Source organism: Cupriavidus campinensis (genome assembly GCF_905397395.1).
Classification (GTDB): Bacteria; Pseudomonadota; Gammaproteobacteria; order Burkholderiales; family Burkholderiaceae; genus Cupriavidus; species Cupriavidus campinensis.
This window is the reverse complement of sequence record NZ_CAJPVH010000037.1, coordinates 20,756-35,218: the sequence shown is the minus strand read 5'-3', so window position 1 is coordinate 35,218 and position 14,463 is coordinate 20,756. Positions and strand designations below refer to the sequence as shown.

Sequence of the window (14,463 nt, the reverse complement as noted above, 5' to 3'; positions counted from 1 at the left end):
GGCGTGATAGTCGCAAGGATACTGTCTTTTGCGGGTAATGCAACCGGACCTTTCGCCCCGGGTCTTCTCGCAACGTGGCCCAAGTTTCCGAAGGATCGTGTCCTTGACCTTCCCACCGGGGCAAGGTCTATCGTTGAGTCATCGAACCCTGGATGCCATCCACCCCGCAGCTTGCTCAAGTTGCGTGTCCGAGACAACAGGGATTGAAGGTAAGGAGCACATCATGAATATTGGACAAGCCGCCGGCGCATCCGGCGTCTCGGCCAAGATGATCCGCTACTACGAAAGCGTTGGTCTTGTGACTTCAGCCGCACGCAGCGCGGGGAACTACCGGGTGTATGGTCAAGCTGACATTCATACCCTGCGCTTCATTGGGCGAGCGCGGGCGATGGGCTTCTCGATGGCCCAGATCCGCGAGTTGCTCGGGTTGTGGCAAAACAAACGGCGCGCGAGTGCAACGGTAAAGGCGATTGCGGAACAGCGAATCCAGGAGCTGGACGCCCGCATTGCCTCACTGTCCAGCATGCGTGACACGCTCCTGTACTTGTCGCGACATTGCGAAGGCGATGACCGCCCCGAATGCCCGATCCTGGATGAGTTCAGCGGCGAACCGCCGAAACATCGAGCGGCAGTACGTGCAACCAGGCAGTGAGCGCGATGACCACGAGCGATCGACAACGGCAATCTCTCGACCCTGCCTCACATCACGCGATGGCAGCAGCGCGAGACGATGAGCACGTAGGGCACGGCAGCGGAAATGCGCCGAATCGACGAGACCATGATTCCACCAGTCACGGCGCTGCCGTCTGTGGGGCCAGTGCACGCGATCCTGTGTGTGGAATGACGGTCATGCGGGATGTGCCATACCAGGCAAGCTATGCCGGGGCACAATACTTCTTCTGCAGTGCCGGCTGCCAGAAGCGGTTCGAGGCCGAGCCGACGCGCTATGTCGAGACACCAAGCGTTTCGGCGCCCGATGAAGGCGAGACGGCGCCGGGCACGACCTATACGTGCCCGATGCACCCCGAAATCCGCGAGGACCATCCCGGGACGTGCCCAAAGTGCGGCATGGCACTCGAGCCGCTCATGCCAAGCCTCGACGACGACCAGAATCCCGAACTCGCGGCGTTTCGCCATCGCTTCTGGTGGACCTTGCCGCTGACGATCGCCGTCGTGTCGCTGGTGATGCTTGGGGACCGCCTCGGGGTGCTGGAGCCCGCGACGCAAAGCTGGGTGGAACTCGTCTTGTCCGCACCGGTGGTCCTCTGGGCAGGCTGGCCCATCTACGTCCGCTGCCTCCAGTCGTTCCGAAACCGCAGCCCGAACATGTGGACGCTGATCGGTCTGGGTACGGGTACGGCGTTCGTCTACAGCGTCGCCGCCACCGTTGCCCCAGAGCTGTTTCCCCGCGCCTTTCTCATGCACGGCCGGATCGCGGTCTACTTCGAAGCCGCGGCCGTCATCATTTCGCTGACGTTGCTCGGCCAGATCTTCGAGTTGCGGGCGCGCTCGCAGACCTCGGCAGCCATCAAGTCGCTGCTCGGCCTGGCCCCCAAGACGGCACGCCGCCTCAATCCGGACGGCAGCGAGGCCGATATTCCGCTCACGCACGTGCATGTCGGCGATCTCCTGAGGGTCCGGCCCGACGAAAAGGTGCCCACGGATGGCGTCGTGAACGAAGGGGCCAGCGCCATCGACGAATCGATGATCACCGGTGAGCCTCTGCCCGTCTCCAAGCGCGTCGGCGACCACGTGATCGGCGCCACCATCAACACCTCGGGCAGCCTGGTGATGCGCTCAGAAAAGGTCGGCGCCCAGACGGTGCTGTCGCAGATCGTGCAGATGGTGGCCCAGGCACAGCGCTCCAAGGCGCCGATGCAGCGGATGGCGGACCGGGTCGCCGGCGTGTTCGTGGTGGTGGTCGTAACCATCGCCTTGCTCACGTTCTTCGCCTGGGGCGTCTTCGGCCCCGAGCCGAGCTGGGTCTTTGGCCTGGTCAATGCGGTGGCTGTACTGATCATTGCCTGTCCCTGCGCGCTGGGATTGGCCACCCCATCCATCATGGTGGCCAGCGGGAATGGCGCGACCAAGGGCATTCTGTTCCGGGACGCGGCGGCCATCGAGCAATTCCGCAAGGTCGACACCCTGATCGTGGACAAGACCGGCACGCTGACAGAAGGCCGTCCGAGTTTTGAACGGGCCTATCGTGTCGATCCGTTCACGGAAACCGAGGTGCTTCGTTTGGCCGCGAGCCTCGACCAGGGCAGCGAACATCCGCTAGCCGCGACCCTCGTCACCGCCGCGCGTGAGCGCGGCCTGGCCCTGGCGAAGGCGGAGGATTTCGCCTCGGACACGGGCATGGGGGTACGCGGCCGCGTCGGTGGCCACCAGCTCGTGCTGGGCAACACCGCCCTGATGCAGCAGGAACAGGTCGACGTTGCACCACTGGCGTCTCAGGCGGATACCCTGCGGCAGCAAGGCGCCAGTGTCATGTATCTGGCGGCAGATCGAACATTGGCCGGTCTGCTTGCCGTCTCCGACCCCGTCAAGGCCAGCACGCCCGAGGCTCTGATGACGCTCAGGCAAGCCGGGGTCCGCGTGGTGATGGCGACAGGTGACGGCGCTGTCACGGCGAAGGCGGTAGCCGGTCGCCTGGGCATCGACGAGTTTCATGGCGAAGTGAAGCCGGCCGACAAGCTGGCGCTCGTCGAGAAGCTGCAAGGGGAAGGCCGCGTGGTTGCGATGGCGGGCGACGGCATCAACGACGCGCCGGCATTGGCAAAGGCCGATGTGGGCGTTGCGATGGGAACCGGCACAGATGTGGCGATGCACAGCGCCCAGATGACCCTCGTCAAGGGCGATCTGCGCGGTATCGCCCGAGCACGCGAACTCTCCGAGGCCACTATCGCCAACATGCGGCAGAACCTGGGCTTCGCCTTTATCTATAACGCGCTGGGTATCCCGCTGGCGGCGGGGTTGCTGTACCCGTTCACCGGCTGGTTGCTGTCGCCGATGATCGCGGCATTGGCCATGAGCCTGAGTTCCGTTTCAGTGATCTCCAATGCGCTACGACTCAGACGCCGCGTGGCGTAGCTATTGTCATGTGTGAATTCGACTCTACCAACCCGTGTCTCCTTGCCTTGCTGCCCAGATCGGGGGGCTAGACTAGGACAAATGCTGGCGTGATTCATGAAGCATAGCCGCAGCCCCTTCACTCGCTTGCTTGCGCTGCTGTTGTTGGCCTTGTGCGCTGACCATCAACAGGACGGTCGGCACTGGGCCGACAGCAACGGTCACGGGCCCGATCTCGGTGTCTTGCCGACTATGGCTGGGCTTGAACACGTTCTGCCGCCCACGCCATACACCTTCCGCATCTTCCACACGGCTGACAGCGCGAACAACTCGCCTGGTCCGGTCTATCTCGCAACGGCCCGCTTGCGCATCTGATCTATCCCTACGCGTGGCCCACTTCGGCCACGTGCTTGACTTTGGTGGCTCTACCCGAGCGTGGGTGCTCTGACCCGTTGCGGTTGAGCCAGACAAAACCGAATACTGGGGAAGATCATCATGCATTCCACTCTCAAGACTCTCGTTCTCATTTCACTCGCCGTCGCGACCGCGCAGGCGCTCGCGGGTCCCGACTGGGACGTCATCAATCGCGCGCGCACTGCAGCGCAACACCCTGCGGCGACCTCCAGTACATCAGCCTCTCAGGCATCGATGTTGGCGCGCTGCAATGCAATGATGAAACAAATGGATTCCCAGTCGACCGGCGGCGGCAGCCCGATGGGGCCTTCCGAGTCCAAGTGACTGAGGGTGCTTCGGCCGACCAGGCAAAGCATGCATCCGTGCAATCCGGCCTCTGGCATCCGCCCTGAGGGAGCCGGACTGACTGTCTGCCCGCCCACTTGTCTGGTACTGGATTGGCGCGTGGTCATTGAATCGCGATCGATAAGGAGATCGCCATGAATACGAAATCACTAGTAGCCGCAACCCTAGCCGTGGTGATGCTTGGCGCCAGCGGCTGGTCCGCAGCGGCCGGTGCAACCCGTGGCGCCGAAAGCGCCAAGACGGGTGCACAGGACAAGGGGCACGACATGATGATGGACCACATGATGGGCGGCGGCATGATGGGAAGCTGCCCGATGATGGGCCTGCCACCTGGCAACGAGAAGCTTTCGATGCAGATGCATGCGGACATGATGCAGGCGATGGGCGAGATCATGCGCAAGTACGCGGACAAGATCCAGACGCCACCGACGAAGTAAGGACGCTGTCCAGATCCGAACCATTTGAAAAGGAGTACCACCACCATGAAATGCAATCCGAAAGCAATGATCACCGCAGGCATCGCTCTGGCGGCAATGCTGGCAGCCGCCTATGCCCTATTGCCGCCGGTCCGAGCGCTTGTCCTGGGTATTGGGCCGTATCTCCTGCTCTTGATCTGCCCATTGTCGATGTGGCTGATGATGAAGAGCATGAGCGCGCAGGACGATCAAGTGGGCGGAATGACCGAGCAAGCGCCAAAGCAGAAGCCCCATCCATTTCGAATCAAGGAGTGACAGGACGGCAGAGCAATTGGCACGCATGGCGGACGCGTACCCGGGCCGCCAACGAAGAGAGAGGTAACACGTGAACAAATCGTTGATATGGAGAGTCCTCTTGATCGTGTTCGCCATCATCGGCGTGCTGCATCCTTTGGCGCGGTAGGCATGCTCGTGATGCATCAACGCATGATGGGCGGGTTCAGTCTTTGCTAGCCCGGGTGCAAGCTGGGGAGCAGCGCCTGAAGTAGACGGGCAAGTGCGTGCCCTCCTGCCATGGCGAAGCAAGGGGACTCGGCAACCTTGTGGGAAATTGATGCTTGCAAGGCAGGAAGAGCAAGACCTGGCCCACCGCTTCGCGGCGGACTATGAGGCGTATCGCAAGCGGGTGCCCGTGTTCTTGCCGGGCCGCTGCCAATGGGCGCAGCTATTGGGCAAGCTCTGGGAGTGAGCGGTTGGGCAGCCAGTCACGTTGCTGGCCACATGCCCCCCCGGGATTGGAGTAAATCGCCATGAACAATCCGACGGCAGACACACAGAGCGCACGCCAGCGCCGATTGCTTCTGCTGGCCACCGGCGCCATGGGAGGCGTAGGCCTGGTCGGCGCCATGGTGCCATTCGTGGCCAGCATGGCGCCAAGCGACGCCGCAAGGTCGCGGGGCGCGCCCGTCGATGTGAGGCTCGGCGCCGTGGAGCCAGGGGGACTCGTCACCGTCGCCTGGCGCGGCAAGCCCGTCTGGATACTGCACCGGACCCGCGACATGCTGGCGCGTCTGGGCAGGCACGATCGCCTGTTGAGCGATCCCCTGTCCCAGAAGGACCAGCAGCCCGCGTATGCGAGTAATGCGACACGCTCGCTCCGCCCGGACTTCTTTGTGGCGGTAGGCATCTGTACCCATCTGGGATGCGTACCGACCTATCGCCCGGACGTCGGCGCGGCGGACTTGGGGGATGACTGGCCTGGTGGCTTTTTTTGCCCTTGCCATGGTTCCAAGTTTGACCTGGCCGGCCGCGTGTTCCGCAACGTCCCAGCGCCGCTCAATCTGGAGATCCCACCGCACGCGTATCAAGGCGAAACCCGTCTGGTGATCGGCCAGGATCGCAATGGAACCGGATGATGACTTACCCCGACAGTGCACTGCTGATCGTCCAACCCTGCGTTGTCAAGGAGGCGCCCATGAGTACCATATGTGTTATTGCCATCGTGCCCTCTGAGCTTTTGGAGAAGCTGGAGAAGCGCCTCGCAACCGTCCACGCGCCCGGATTGACCGCAACGAAAGTCAAGGGGTACGGCGAGTATCGGAATTTCTTCTCGAGCGATCTGACCACCCGTGCACACCAAGATCGAGATCTTCGCGGAGGAAAGCGACGTCGAGGCCATCACCAAAGCGATCATCGAGGTAGGACAATCCACCGTGCCAGGCGCCGGGATTGTGGCGGTAATCGCCGTCGAGAGGTTCTTGCATCTACACGTTCCCCCGGGAGCGTCAGTGGATACAGCCGAATGACCCGAATCGGCTGGTGCGTTGGGTGCCGGCGGGGATGAGCGCCCATGAATGCGGCGAGGCACAGATCGGCCGCAGGGCCAGATAACGATGCCCGTTGAACGGAGTTGCGGCGGCACGTGGCACCGGTCGGAATGCAAGTGGCACGAGCCGCGGCATTGCGTGGCCGGTAATTCAGTTCCAGAGGTGGGCTATGCAAACTGGCATGGCAGTGGCGCGTACGGGCGACACCGGGCGAGTATGGCGCTTGGCTCCGGGGCAATTCCTCCTGGGGCTGCTCCTCGTCACGTGGCTCTGTATCGCGGGCGCCGCTGGCGTTTCCCGCGCCGTGGGCGAGGAAGATCTTCTGCCGCCTGAGCGGGCCTTGCGCTTTGCGGCCCGGCAACTCGACGAACACGCCATCGAGGTGCACTTCGACATCGCGGACGGCTATCACCTCTACCGTGAGCGATTCGCCTTTGCTGCCCGGCCGGCAGGGGTGAAGCTCGGTACACCTGTGCTTCCACCAGGGCAGGTTAAGTACGACGAGGCGTTTGGCAAGGAGATGGAGATCTACCATGGTGGCGTCAAGATTCGCGTGCCAGTGGAGGTCACTCCTGCGGATGGCGAATGGACGCTGGTCGTGACATCGCAAGGCTGCGCCGACAAGGGAATCTGTTATCCACCGATGGAGAGCGTATACAAGGTGGGCGGCAGCCCGCTCGGCGGGCCTATTTGATAAGCGCGAGGGTGGCACGCCAATGGCGATGCTTGTGCCACCGACTGCAGTAACCTCTCCCGGAGCGGGCGAATACCAGGGCGGGCATGCGATACCGGAGATCGTGCCACATGGCGATGACGGCGACCGCATCATTCGCGCGCTGACCAGCCACCAGCTTGGGGCAATCGCGCTGCTCTTCCTCGGCTTCGGCCTGCTGCTGACGGTCACGTCGAGCGTGCTGCCGATGGTGCCGATCCTTTGGTCCATCGTCGTGGGCGAGCACGTGACACGCAGCCGTGCGCTGATCATCTCGCTAGACTACGTGCTCGGCTCGGCGGTAGCCTATGCCGGCGTCGGCATGGCCACCGGGTGGCTCGGTGAGAGGGTCTTGACAGGGCTGCTGACGCCCTGGGCGCTCGGGGCCTTCGCCACGTTGCTCGTGGCCCTGGCGCTATCGATGTTCGGGCTCCGCGCGCTGCTGCGGCAGCCCCGATCGACGACATCCGCACAGCAGCTGGATCGTCGGGCTGCCGCAGCACTGGGGGCGATGTCCGCGTTGGCCGTCGCGCGCATCATGCCGGCGCCGCTATCGAGCACGCTCGCCTATCTCGCACGAACCGGTGATGCCATGACCGGAGGCGGTGCGTTATTCGCATTGGCGATCGGCATGGGGTTGTCGCTGGTGCTGGCCGGCGTCGCCGCCGGCAATCTCCCGCCGCGCGCCGGGCACTGGCTGGAGGTGACCAAGCGTTGCCTTGGCTTTCTGCTGCTGGGCGAGGCGAACTTGGGTGATCACCCCGCTATTGCCACCCTGGGCCGTGATGGCAACGTGGGCCGCTCTGCTGCTGATCGCCGCAGTTTTCCTGGGCGCCTTCGATTCGCTTGGCCCCAAACCGCATGGCGTGGCCCGGCTGGGCAAGGGCCTGGGCCTGATCGCCGCGCTGGCGGGAACCATCCTGTTGGTCGGGCTGGCGTCGGGCGGGCGGGATCTGCTGCAGCCTCTGTCGCACCTGCGCACTCGCCAGTCGTCGCCAGCCACCGCCGCCGACCACGCGGTGGTGCACTTCGCGCGGATCCGCTCGGTGGCCGAGCTCGACGCACGTCTGGCGCAGGCCGTTGCGGCCCGCAAGCCGGTACTGCTCGATTTCTATGCCGACTGGTGTGTCAGCTGTAAGGAGATGGAGACGACTTTCAGCGATCCCGGAGTTCAGACGCAGTTGGCCGGGGTTGTCGTACTTCGAGCTGATGTGACACAAAACAACGCCGACGACAAGGCGTTGCTAAAGCGCTTCGGCCTATTCGGGCCGCCCGGCATCATCTTGTTCGGCGCCGATGGGCGAGAGAGCCCGGTGCGGGTCATCGGCTATCAATCCGCATCGCGTTTCCTTGATAGCCTCGAGCGCGCCTTCGGTAAGGAAGGCAGGCCCTAAGGATGACATCACCGACTCCAACCCGCGAGGATAACGGCACAATCCGAAAAAAAATGGGCTATGCAGTGCGCCACTGCGATGGTGAGTCCGGCGTGCTCGTCGCACTCGGCAGCAGCCGATGGGCGTAACGTGCAATCGGAAAATCGAAAGTACCACGCAAATTGATGCCTTCCAGACGAGTCGGCGCAATCTGGCGCAAATCCTCGGCACGCATGGATTCGCCGCCGATGGCCTCAATCGCGTCCAGCGCGCGCTGCATGTGCAGCGTGTTCCAGGCCATCACGGCATTGGACAACAAGGTCAGAGCCGACGACACCGCCGCCAGCGACGCATCGTGCCGGGTCAATTCCAACGGAATCTTGCCATAGTGGATGGCCCGCTGCACCGTGTGGACCGCCTCGCCGCGGTTCAAGGCATGCTGCATCTCATGGCGGAACGCGGGATTGGTGAAATAGTCGATGAGGAAGATCGTGCGAAACAGCCGCCCGAGATGCACGCCAGCCTCATAGATGGGTTGACCTTTCGCCGCTGCACCGAAACGCATCAGGGCCTGCACTGCCGTACATTGCCCCGCTTTGCACCGATGCCGCGATCCGGACCAGTTCGTCCCAGGCACGTTCGATCAAGACCAGCCGGACATCCGCGTCCGCCACCGCAGCCAATTCCGCCGGTATCTCGTGATCCCTGGGCACATGCAGGCGGCGATCGCGCAGGTGGGCAAGCCGCGGGCAGAGATCGAAGCCAAGTAGCCGGGACAGGCTCATGGCGAAATCGGTGTAGCCATGGGTATCGACCGCTAGTTGTGCCACGTCTTCCGATCCGCTCTGGCGGATGACGCCCTCAATGGCGACACCGGCCTGCCGCTCGTTCAGTAGGATCGGCTGGTCATAGAAGATGCCCCAGCGGTCCCGGACATGCGTGTACATACCGATCGATGCCGTGCGCCGGCGCGGATCAGCCCGTGCCCGCCAGACTGTGCGCGTGGTCTCCAGCGACATCATGTCCGACGACGCCAGATCGGCGCGCCCCCAGTGCTGGGCGATCGGGTGCTGATGCATGAAGATCAGGACGGCATCGGCGGCCTGGCGCAGTTTGCGCTCGTCCGCGATGCGATGCATCATTTGCCGGATCGCGCTGGGCGACAACTCCGGCACCATCCGTGCGAGGTCCGCCGCCGACATTGAGGTGCCGTGCGCCAGCACTGCAGCGTAGATCATCAGCAGCTCGCTGCGCGAATGCGGTTCCCGACCCAGCAGGAGCCAGCTGAAGTGGGTGCTGCTGTCAATCTCCAGCAGGATTTCGGGCAATTGTCCACCGGGGTGCCGCTCGAACAGCGCGCGTCGCAGCGCCTCCACAGAGGCTTCCGGTTTCTTTGCCGTGAGCGGATCGATATGGATGGCGCTATCAATGTTCAGCTCCCCACGCTGGACTGCATCGCGCAACCTGGCGAGCCCCGCGTCCAGGTGCGCCACCACAGGATCGAGGAACGCCTTGGCGTCCTGCGGCAGCTTGAGATGACCGTAGAAATGGTTACGCCGGGCTTGCCAATCCTCTTTGGAGATGAGTAGGGCCGCCTGACTGCGGAAGGCGAAGCTGTGGTCCAGGAAGACCGAGCCATTGCGCAGCGCCACCCGCAGGGCAAACAGCGTCCCCCACTCGAAGGCGGCCAGGGCCCGCTTGCGATCCAAGCCCTCTAGTGCTGGCTGCCAGGCGCGTCCCAATCGAACCATCACCCGATCAGGGAGCCAGTCGGCCCTGCGCGCATAGAGCTTGCGCAGTACCTCCATTGCCTCGATCACCGGGTGGGCCGACTGTGCCGCAAATGGCAGATGAACCAGTCTGCCCAGCAAGGCACGGGATAGCCTGTGTCGCGACAGGAGTTGCGCGCGGATGAGGCTGGCACGGCTCGCTAGATGCTGACCAGCTGCCTCGTCAGCCAGATTGCTCAGTTGCTGACAGAGGGCATCCCTTGTCTGCGTCTCGTCTGCGACCAGCGCTTTGACGGCGGCAGCGAATTCCCCCAACTTGGTACCTGGGTCCGGTCGGCCCGCGTCAATTAGGCGTCCGGCATCGTTGACGCATTTGCGAATCCAGTGCCGCAGCATGGACGACAATTGATCCGTGGCCGCGCATAAGGCATAGCGTAAAAAGCAAGCCGATTCCAGGCGGCGGGACTGTTGCGCGACCCGCTTGCTGACCGACGCCGGGCGGTTGGCACAGCGCCGCGCATAGTGCCGCACCACCGCCTCATTGCAGGCTGCCGGCCAACCGCTGTGGATGCCCAGCTTGTACAGGCGGTCGATCTTGTCGAACAACTCGCCCATCTGATGGGTCGAATTGCGTAGCGGGACAGCCCACAGCCATTGTTGTAGGCTCGGCCGGTCGTTTTCTGGCCGCGGTAGCAGGGCACCCCACGCATCGAGGGAAACCTCGCCGTAGGCCTGCACCAGCGCGTCAGCCAGGGCCGACTCGAATGCCTCTCCGGCCTGGCTGATCAGCCGCTTCAGCGCTCGGTCATGCGGAATCAGGATGCGATGCTCGTAGAGCCAGCGCTTCAACTCGTGCAGCAGGTCACTGCGGCTCGGTTGCCCTGCCAGCCGCTCCTTGAGCCAGCGCGTCACGTAACGTCGCTGATGCTCTGCCATCGGGCTGAACCCCAGGGCTTGGTAGGCCAGCATCTGATGGTCCACCAAGGTATCGGTGCGCCCGTCATACAGCGCGCTCAGCGTGCCCATGTCCGGCGGCGTGATGCCGAGTTGCGCGCCCACAAAGGCCCAGAGGAATTTTGGCACCTGCTTGTAGGCATCGAGGGTGCGCCCCGTCATGCGGACAAAGCCAATGTGAACGGCACAGGCCAAGCGGTACAAATGGCTGCGCCGCGCATGGATCAGGGCCCGCTCTTTGGCGGAGAAGGTGAAGAACGTGGTAAGCTCAAACTCGCTGAGTTCGCGCGGAATCTGCCGCATGCCCAGATACGCCAGTTGCCAGTGATCCATCGCGCTCTCCCAAGCGTAAGACGGACCGCTGAGGTTATCGGCAATGAGACCGGGACGCAACGTTTCGACACAATAAGTGCGCTATGAGGCAATCGCGCCCAACTGGCGACAGTAGACAGCAACTTATTGATTTACTGGGGTATTTTCCCGGACGCCGCCCGGAAACCCGCGTGAATGCTAAGGGTGGCTACCCCGGTAAATTGCACCGAAATCAAGGGGACGCCGATCACCGCCGTCATGCCGAGCAGGACCATCCCCACGGCGCGGGTCGCTAGTCCCAGCAACAGCAGAGCTGGGGCGGTCAGCTCGATTGACACCGCCAGGTAGGCCGCAGACTTCGAGGGCACCAGCGGCACCCGGTAGTCCCCGCGGAACAGTTCGAGGGCGGTATTCCAGTTGGCCAGCTTGGCCATCGCCGAGTTCCAGACGGTTGGCTTTTTCTCAACCCGCACAGCAAGACAGTTGCGTGACGTCCTTGGCAAAGGTCTGCGCCGCGAGCTTCAGCCCCTCGACCATCGTCAGGTATGGGAACAAGTGGTCGGCCAGCTCTTGCACGGTCATCCGCGCCCGGATCGCCAGCGCCGCCGTCTGGATCAGCTCACCCGCTTCAGGCGCCACCGCCTGCACGCCGATCAGGCGGTCCGATCCTGCCTCGGCAACCAGCTTGATGAAGCCGCGCGTGTCGAAGTTGGCCAACGCGCGCGGCACATTGTCGAGCGTGAGCAGGCGGCTATCGGTCTCGATGCCGTCGTGGTGCGCTTCCGCCTCGCTGTAGCCCACGGTGGCGACCTGCGGGTCGGTGAACACGACCGCCGGCACGGCGCTCAGATCAAGCGCGGCATCGCCTCCGGTCATATTAATCGCCGCGCGGGTGCCGGCCGCCGCGGCCACGTAAACGAACTGCGGCTGGTCGGTGCAGTCGCCGGCGGCGTAGATGTGTTGCGCGGTGGTTCGCATGCCGTTGTCGATGACGATGGCGCCCTGCGCGTTGACCGTCACCCCCGCCGCCTCCAGTGCCAGCTCACGCGTGTTCGGCGCGCGGCCGGTGGCGATCAGCAACTGGTCGGCGCGGATTTCGCCGTGCCCGGTAGTGAGCACGAATTCGCCGTTCGCGTAGGCCACTTGGCTGGCCTGCGTGTGTTCCAGCACCGTGATGTCCTCGACACGGAAGGCGGCCGTGACGGCCTCGCCGATGGCCGGATCCTCGCGGAAGAACAGCGTGCTGCGGGCCAGGATCGTGACCTGACTGCCGAGCCGGGCGAAGGCCTGCGCCAGCTCCACGGCCACCACCGACGAGCCGATCACGGCCAGCCGCTTAGGAAGGATGTTGCTGGCCAGCGCCTCGTTCGAGGTCCAGTACGGGGTGTCCTTCAGACCGGGGATCGGCGGCACAGCCGGACTGGCACCAGTAGCGATCAGGCAGCGGTCAAACGCCACCTCGCGCTCGCCGCCTTCGGCCAGGCGCACGCTCAAGGTGTGTCCGTTCTGGAAGCAGGCCTCGCCGCGCAGCACCGTGATGGCCGGCGTGCTCGCGAGGATGCCCTCGTACTTGGCGTGGCGCAGCTCATCGACACGCCCCTGCTGCTGGGCGAGCAGGCGCTCGCGCAGGATCGCCGGTGGCGTGGCCTGGATGCCCCCGTCGAACGGGCTTGCGCGGCGTAGATGGGCAATGTGGGCCGCGCGGATCATGATCTTGGACGGCACACAGCCAACGTTGACGCAGGTGCCGCCGATGGTGCCGCGCTCGATCAGGGTCACCTCGGCGCCTTGCTCGACGGCCTTGAGGGCCGCCGCCATCGCGGCGCCGCCGCTGCCGATGACGGCGATGCGAAGCCCGCAGCCTTCGCCTGCGGATTTCTCACCGCGGCCCAGCCAGCCGAACGCCTTGTCGAGCAGGCTGCCGCGCTTTTCCGCCGGCGGGGCCTCGGCGAGCATGGCCCGGTAGCCGAGTCCGGCCACGGCGCCAGTCAGCGCATCTGGCGACGTGCCGGGTTCGGCGGCGATTTGCGCCGTCCCCTTCGGGTAGGACACGACCGCAGACCGCACGCCCGGCACCTTCTCCAAGGCATCCTTGACGTGGACGGCGCACGAGTCGCAGGTCATTCCAGTAATCTTCAAGTGGGTCATACCACAGTTCCAATGTTCACTTCGGCAGCGGCCAATGCGGTCAGCCGCGCTTGACCGGGGGTTCACAGGCGTTCGGTGCCCCGCAGCGCTTTGCCGGCGAGATGAAGTCCCAGATCGATACGCCGACCATGAAACTCAGGCCGACATAGAGCAGCGCCTCGCTGCGCCGGCCAACCGTCAAATACACCGCCGTCAGTACCAGGAGTGGGCCGATCACGCCGAGTGCGGTCCGTTGCCACTGCCGATGGCTAAACCAGGCAGTCGCATTGGCGAGTAGCGCGATACCAGCGAACACCCGCAGCAGAACGCTAATGAACAGCCCTTCGTACTGGCTCAGGAAGCCTAGGCCAATAGCCGCGCCCAAGCCGGCGATGGCGGGAAAGCAACTCGCGCAACCCATCGCCGAGACGATACCGCCGAGCGCCCCTGCCTTGTTGGTCACGCGCGTGATCCGTCCCATGCGGTCACTCCCATGTTCGATCCGGGGCTTACCGCTTGACGCTGGACGGATAGCCCGCGTCCTCGGTCGCCTTGGTCAGTTTCTGCACGCTGGTCTTGGCATCGTCGAAGGTGACGACGGCCTGGCGCTTCTCGAAGCTCACTTCGGTCTTGGTCACGCCGTCGACCTTGGAGAGCGCCTTTTTGACCGTGATCGGGCAGGTTTCGCAAGTCATGCCCGGCACGGACAGCGTGACGGCTTGCATGGCGGCCCACGCCGGAGCAACGGCGGCGAGAGCGAGGGCGGCAAACAGCTTCTTCATGGCGAACTCCTGATCAGTAGAACCATGGCATCACGTAGGGAAAGCCGAGCGCAACCAGAACCAGCAGGGCGACGACCCAGAAAATGAGCTTGTAGGTGGCGCGTACCCGCGGGATAGCGCAGGCCTCGCCCGGCTTGCAGACTTGCGCCGGGCGTAAAACGCGCCGCCAGGCGACGAACAGAGCCAGCACTGCGGTGCCGAGAAACAGCGGCCGATATGGCTCCAGCGCCGTTAAATTCCCGATCCAGGCCCCGCTGAAACCGAGCGCGATCAGGAGCAGCGGCCCCAAGCAGCAGGTGGAGGCGAGGATTGCGGCGATGCCACCGGCAAAGAGCGCACGGCGCCCGGCTTGCAGTCGTGACATGCGTTTTTCCTTTCTTAGTAGGTAGGGATAGCGTAA

The 14,463-nt window shown here is 63.9% G+C and carries 13 protein-coding genes and 3 pseudogenes; 9 read left to right on the top strand and 7 right to left on the bottom strand.

Annotation, left to right across the window (positions count from 1 at the left end; all coding sequences use genetic code 11):
• Positions 1-223: 223 nt before the first annotated feature.
• The 8 genes from cueR to petA all read left to right on the top strand — a co-directional run bounded on the left by cueR (position 224) and on the right by petA (position 5,662).
• Positions 224-652: a Cu(I)-responsive transcriptional regulator gene (cueR, locus tag KHO18_RS19080; protein WP_062799367.1), complete on the top strand. Its 429-nt coding sequence runs from the start codon at positions 224-226 to the stop codon at positions 650-652.
• 5 nt (positions 653-657) lie between these two features.
• The gene (locus KHO18_RS19075) at positions 658-3,093 is read left to right on the top strand and encodes a heavy metal translocating P-type ATPase (protein ID WP_371558780.1); all 2,436 of its coding nucleotides are present in this window, start codon (positions 658-660) and stop codon (positions 3,091-3,093) included.
• 96 nt (positions 3,094-3,189) lie between these two features.
• Positions 3,190-3,447 carry a hypothetical protein gene (locus tag KHO18_RS19070; RefSeq protein WP_062799371.1) on the top strand — a complete coding sequence of 86 codons (258 nt, stop codon included), beginning with the start codon at positions 3,190-3,192 and terminating at the stop codon, positions 3,445-3,447.
• A 120-nt stretch (positions 3,448-3,567) separates the two neighbouring features.
• Entirely contained in the window at positions 3,568-3,810 is a 243-nt protein-coding gene (locus KHO18_RS19065; protein WP_116359830.1) for a hypothetical protein, read from the top strand.
• 155 nt (positions 3,811-3,965) lie between these two features.
• Positions 3,966-4,268 (top strand): hypothetical protein, encoded by a 303-nt coding sequence (locus KHO18_RS19060; RefSeq protein ID WP_062799373.1) that lies wholly within the window; start codon positions 3,966-3,968, stop codon positions 4,266-4,268.
• A gap of 45 nt (positions 4,269-4,313) precedes the next feature.
• Positions 4,314-4,562 (top strand): DUF2933 domain-containing protein, encoded by a 249-nt coding sequence (locus KHO18_RS19055; protein ID WP_062799375.1) that lies wholly within the window; start codon positions 4,314-4,316, stop codon positions 4,560-4,562.
• A gap of 298 nt (positions 4,563-4,860) precedes the next feature.
• A complete protein-coding gene (locus tag KHO18_RS28660; RefSeq protein ID WP_262389825.1) occupies positions 4,861-4,995 on the top strand; it encodes a hypothetical protein in 135 nt (44 codons plus the stop codon).
• Between the two features lie 61 nt (positions 4,996-5,056).
• The gene (gene petA, locus KHO18_RS19045; RefSeq protein ID WP_062799377.1) at positions 5,057-5,662 is read left to right on the top strand and encodes a ubiquinol-cytochrome c reductase iron-sulfur subunit; all 606 of its coding nucleotides are present in this window, start codon (positions 5,057-5,059) and stop codon (positions 5,660-5,662) included.
• A gap of 162 nt (positions 5,663-5,824) precedes the next feature.
• On the opposite strand, the gene KHO18_RS19040 is transcribed toward petA, so the two are convergent.
• Entirely contained in the window at positions 5,825-6,010 is a 186-nt protein-coding gene (locus KHO18_RS19040; RefSeq protein WP_170265909.1) for a hypothetical protein, read from the bottom strand.
• 232 nt (positions 6,011-6,242) lie between these two features.
• Here KHO18_RS19040 and dsbD point away from each other — a divergent pair.
• Positions 6,243-8,179 (top strand): annotated as a pseudogene (dsbD, locus tag KHO18_RS19030) (protein-disulfide reductase DsbD).
• Positions 8,180-8,237: 58 nt separating this feature from the next.
• Here the strand turns inward: dsbD and KHO18_RS19025 are convergent.
• The 6 genes and pseudogenes from KHO18_RS19025 to merT all read right to left on the bottom strand — a co-directional run bounded on the left by KHO18_RS19025 (position 8,238) and on the right by merT (position 14,427).
• A pseudogene (locus KHO18_RS19025) lies at positions 8,238-11,175 on the bottom strand (Tn3 family transposase).
• Between the two features lie 218 nt (positions 11,176-11,393).
• A pseudogene (locus tag KHO18_RS19020) lies at positions 11,394-11,657 on the bottom strand (DoxX family membrane protein); the annotation flags it as partial.
• Positions 11,617-13,302, bottom strand: a complete 1,686-nt coding sequence (gene merA, locus KHO18_RS19015; protein WP_062799379.1) for a mercury(II) reductase — start codon at positions 13,300-13,302, stop codon at positions 11,617-11,619. The gene merA and the pseudogene KHO18_RS19020, both read right to left, overlap by 41 nt.
• Before the next feature lie 40 nt (positions 13,303-13,342).
• Positions 13,343-13,762 carry an organomercurial transporter MerC gene (merC, locus tag KHO18_RS19010; protein ID WP_062799381.1) on the bottom strand — a complete coding sequence of 140 codons (420 nt, stop codon included), beginning with the start codon at positions 13,760-13,762 and terminating at the stop codon, positions 13,343-13,345.
• Positions 13,763-13,790: 28 nt separating this feature from the next.
• Positions 13,791-14,063: a mercury resistance system periplasmic binding protein MerP gene (merP, locus tag KHO18_RS19005; protein ID WP_062799383.1), complete on the bottom strand. Its 273-nt coding sequence runs from the start codon at positions 14,061-14,063 to the stop codon at positions 13,791-13,793.
• 13 nt (positions 14,064-14,076) lie between these two features.
• Complete coding sequence (merT, locus tag KHO18_RS19000; protein WP_062799386.1) at positions 14,077-14,427, bottom strand: mercuric ion transporter MerT; 351 nt, start codon at positions 14,425-14,427, stop codon at positions 14,077-14,079.
• Positions 14,428-14,463: the final 36 nt, after the last annotated feature.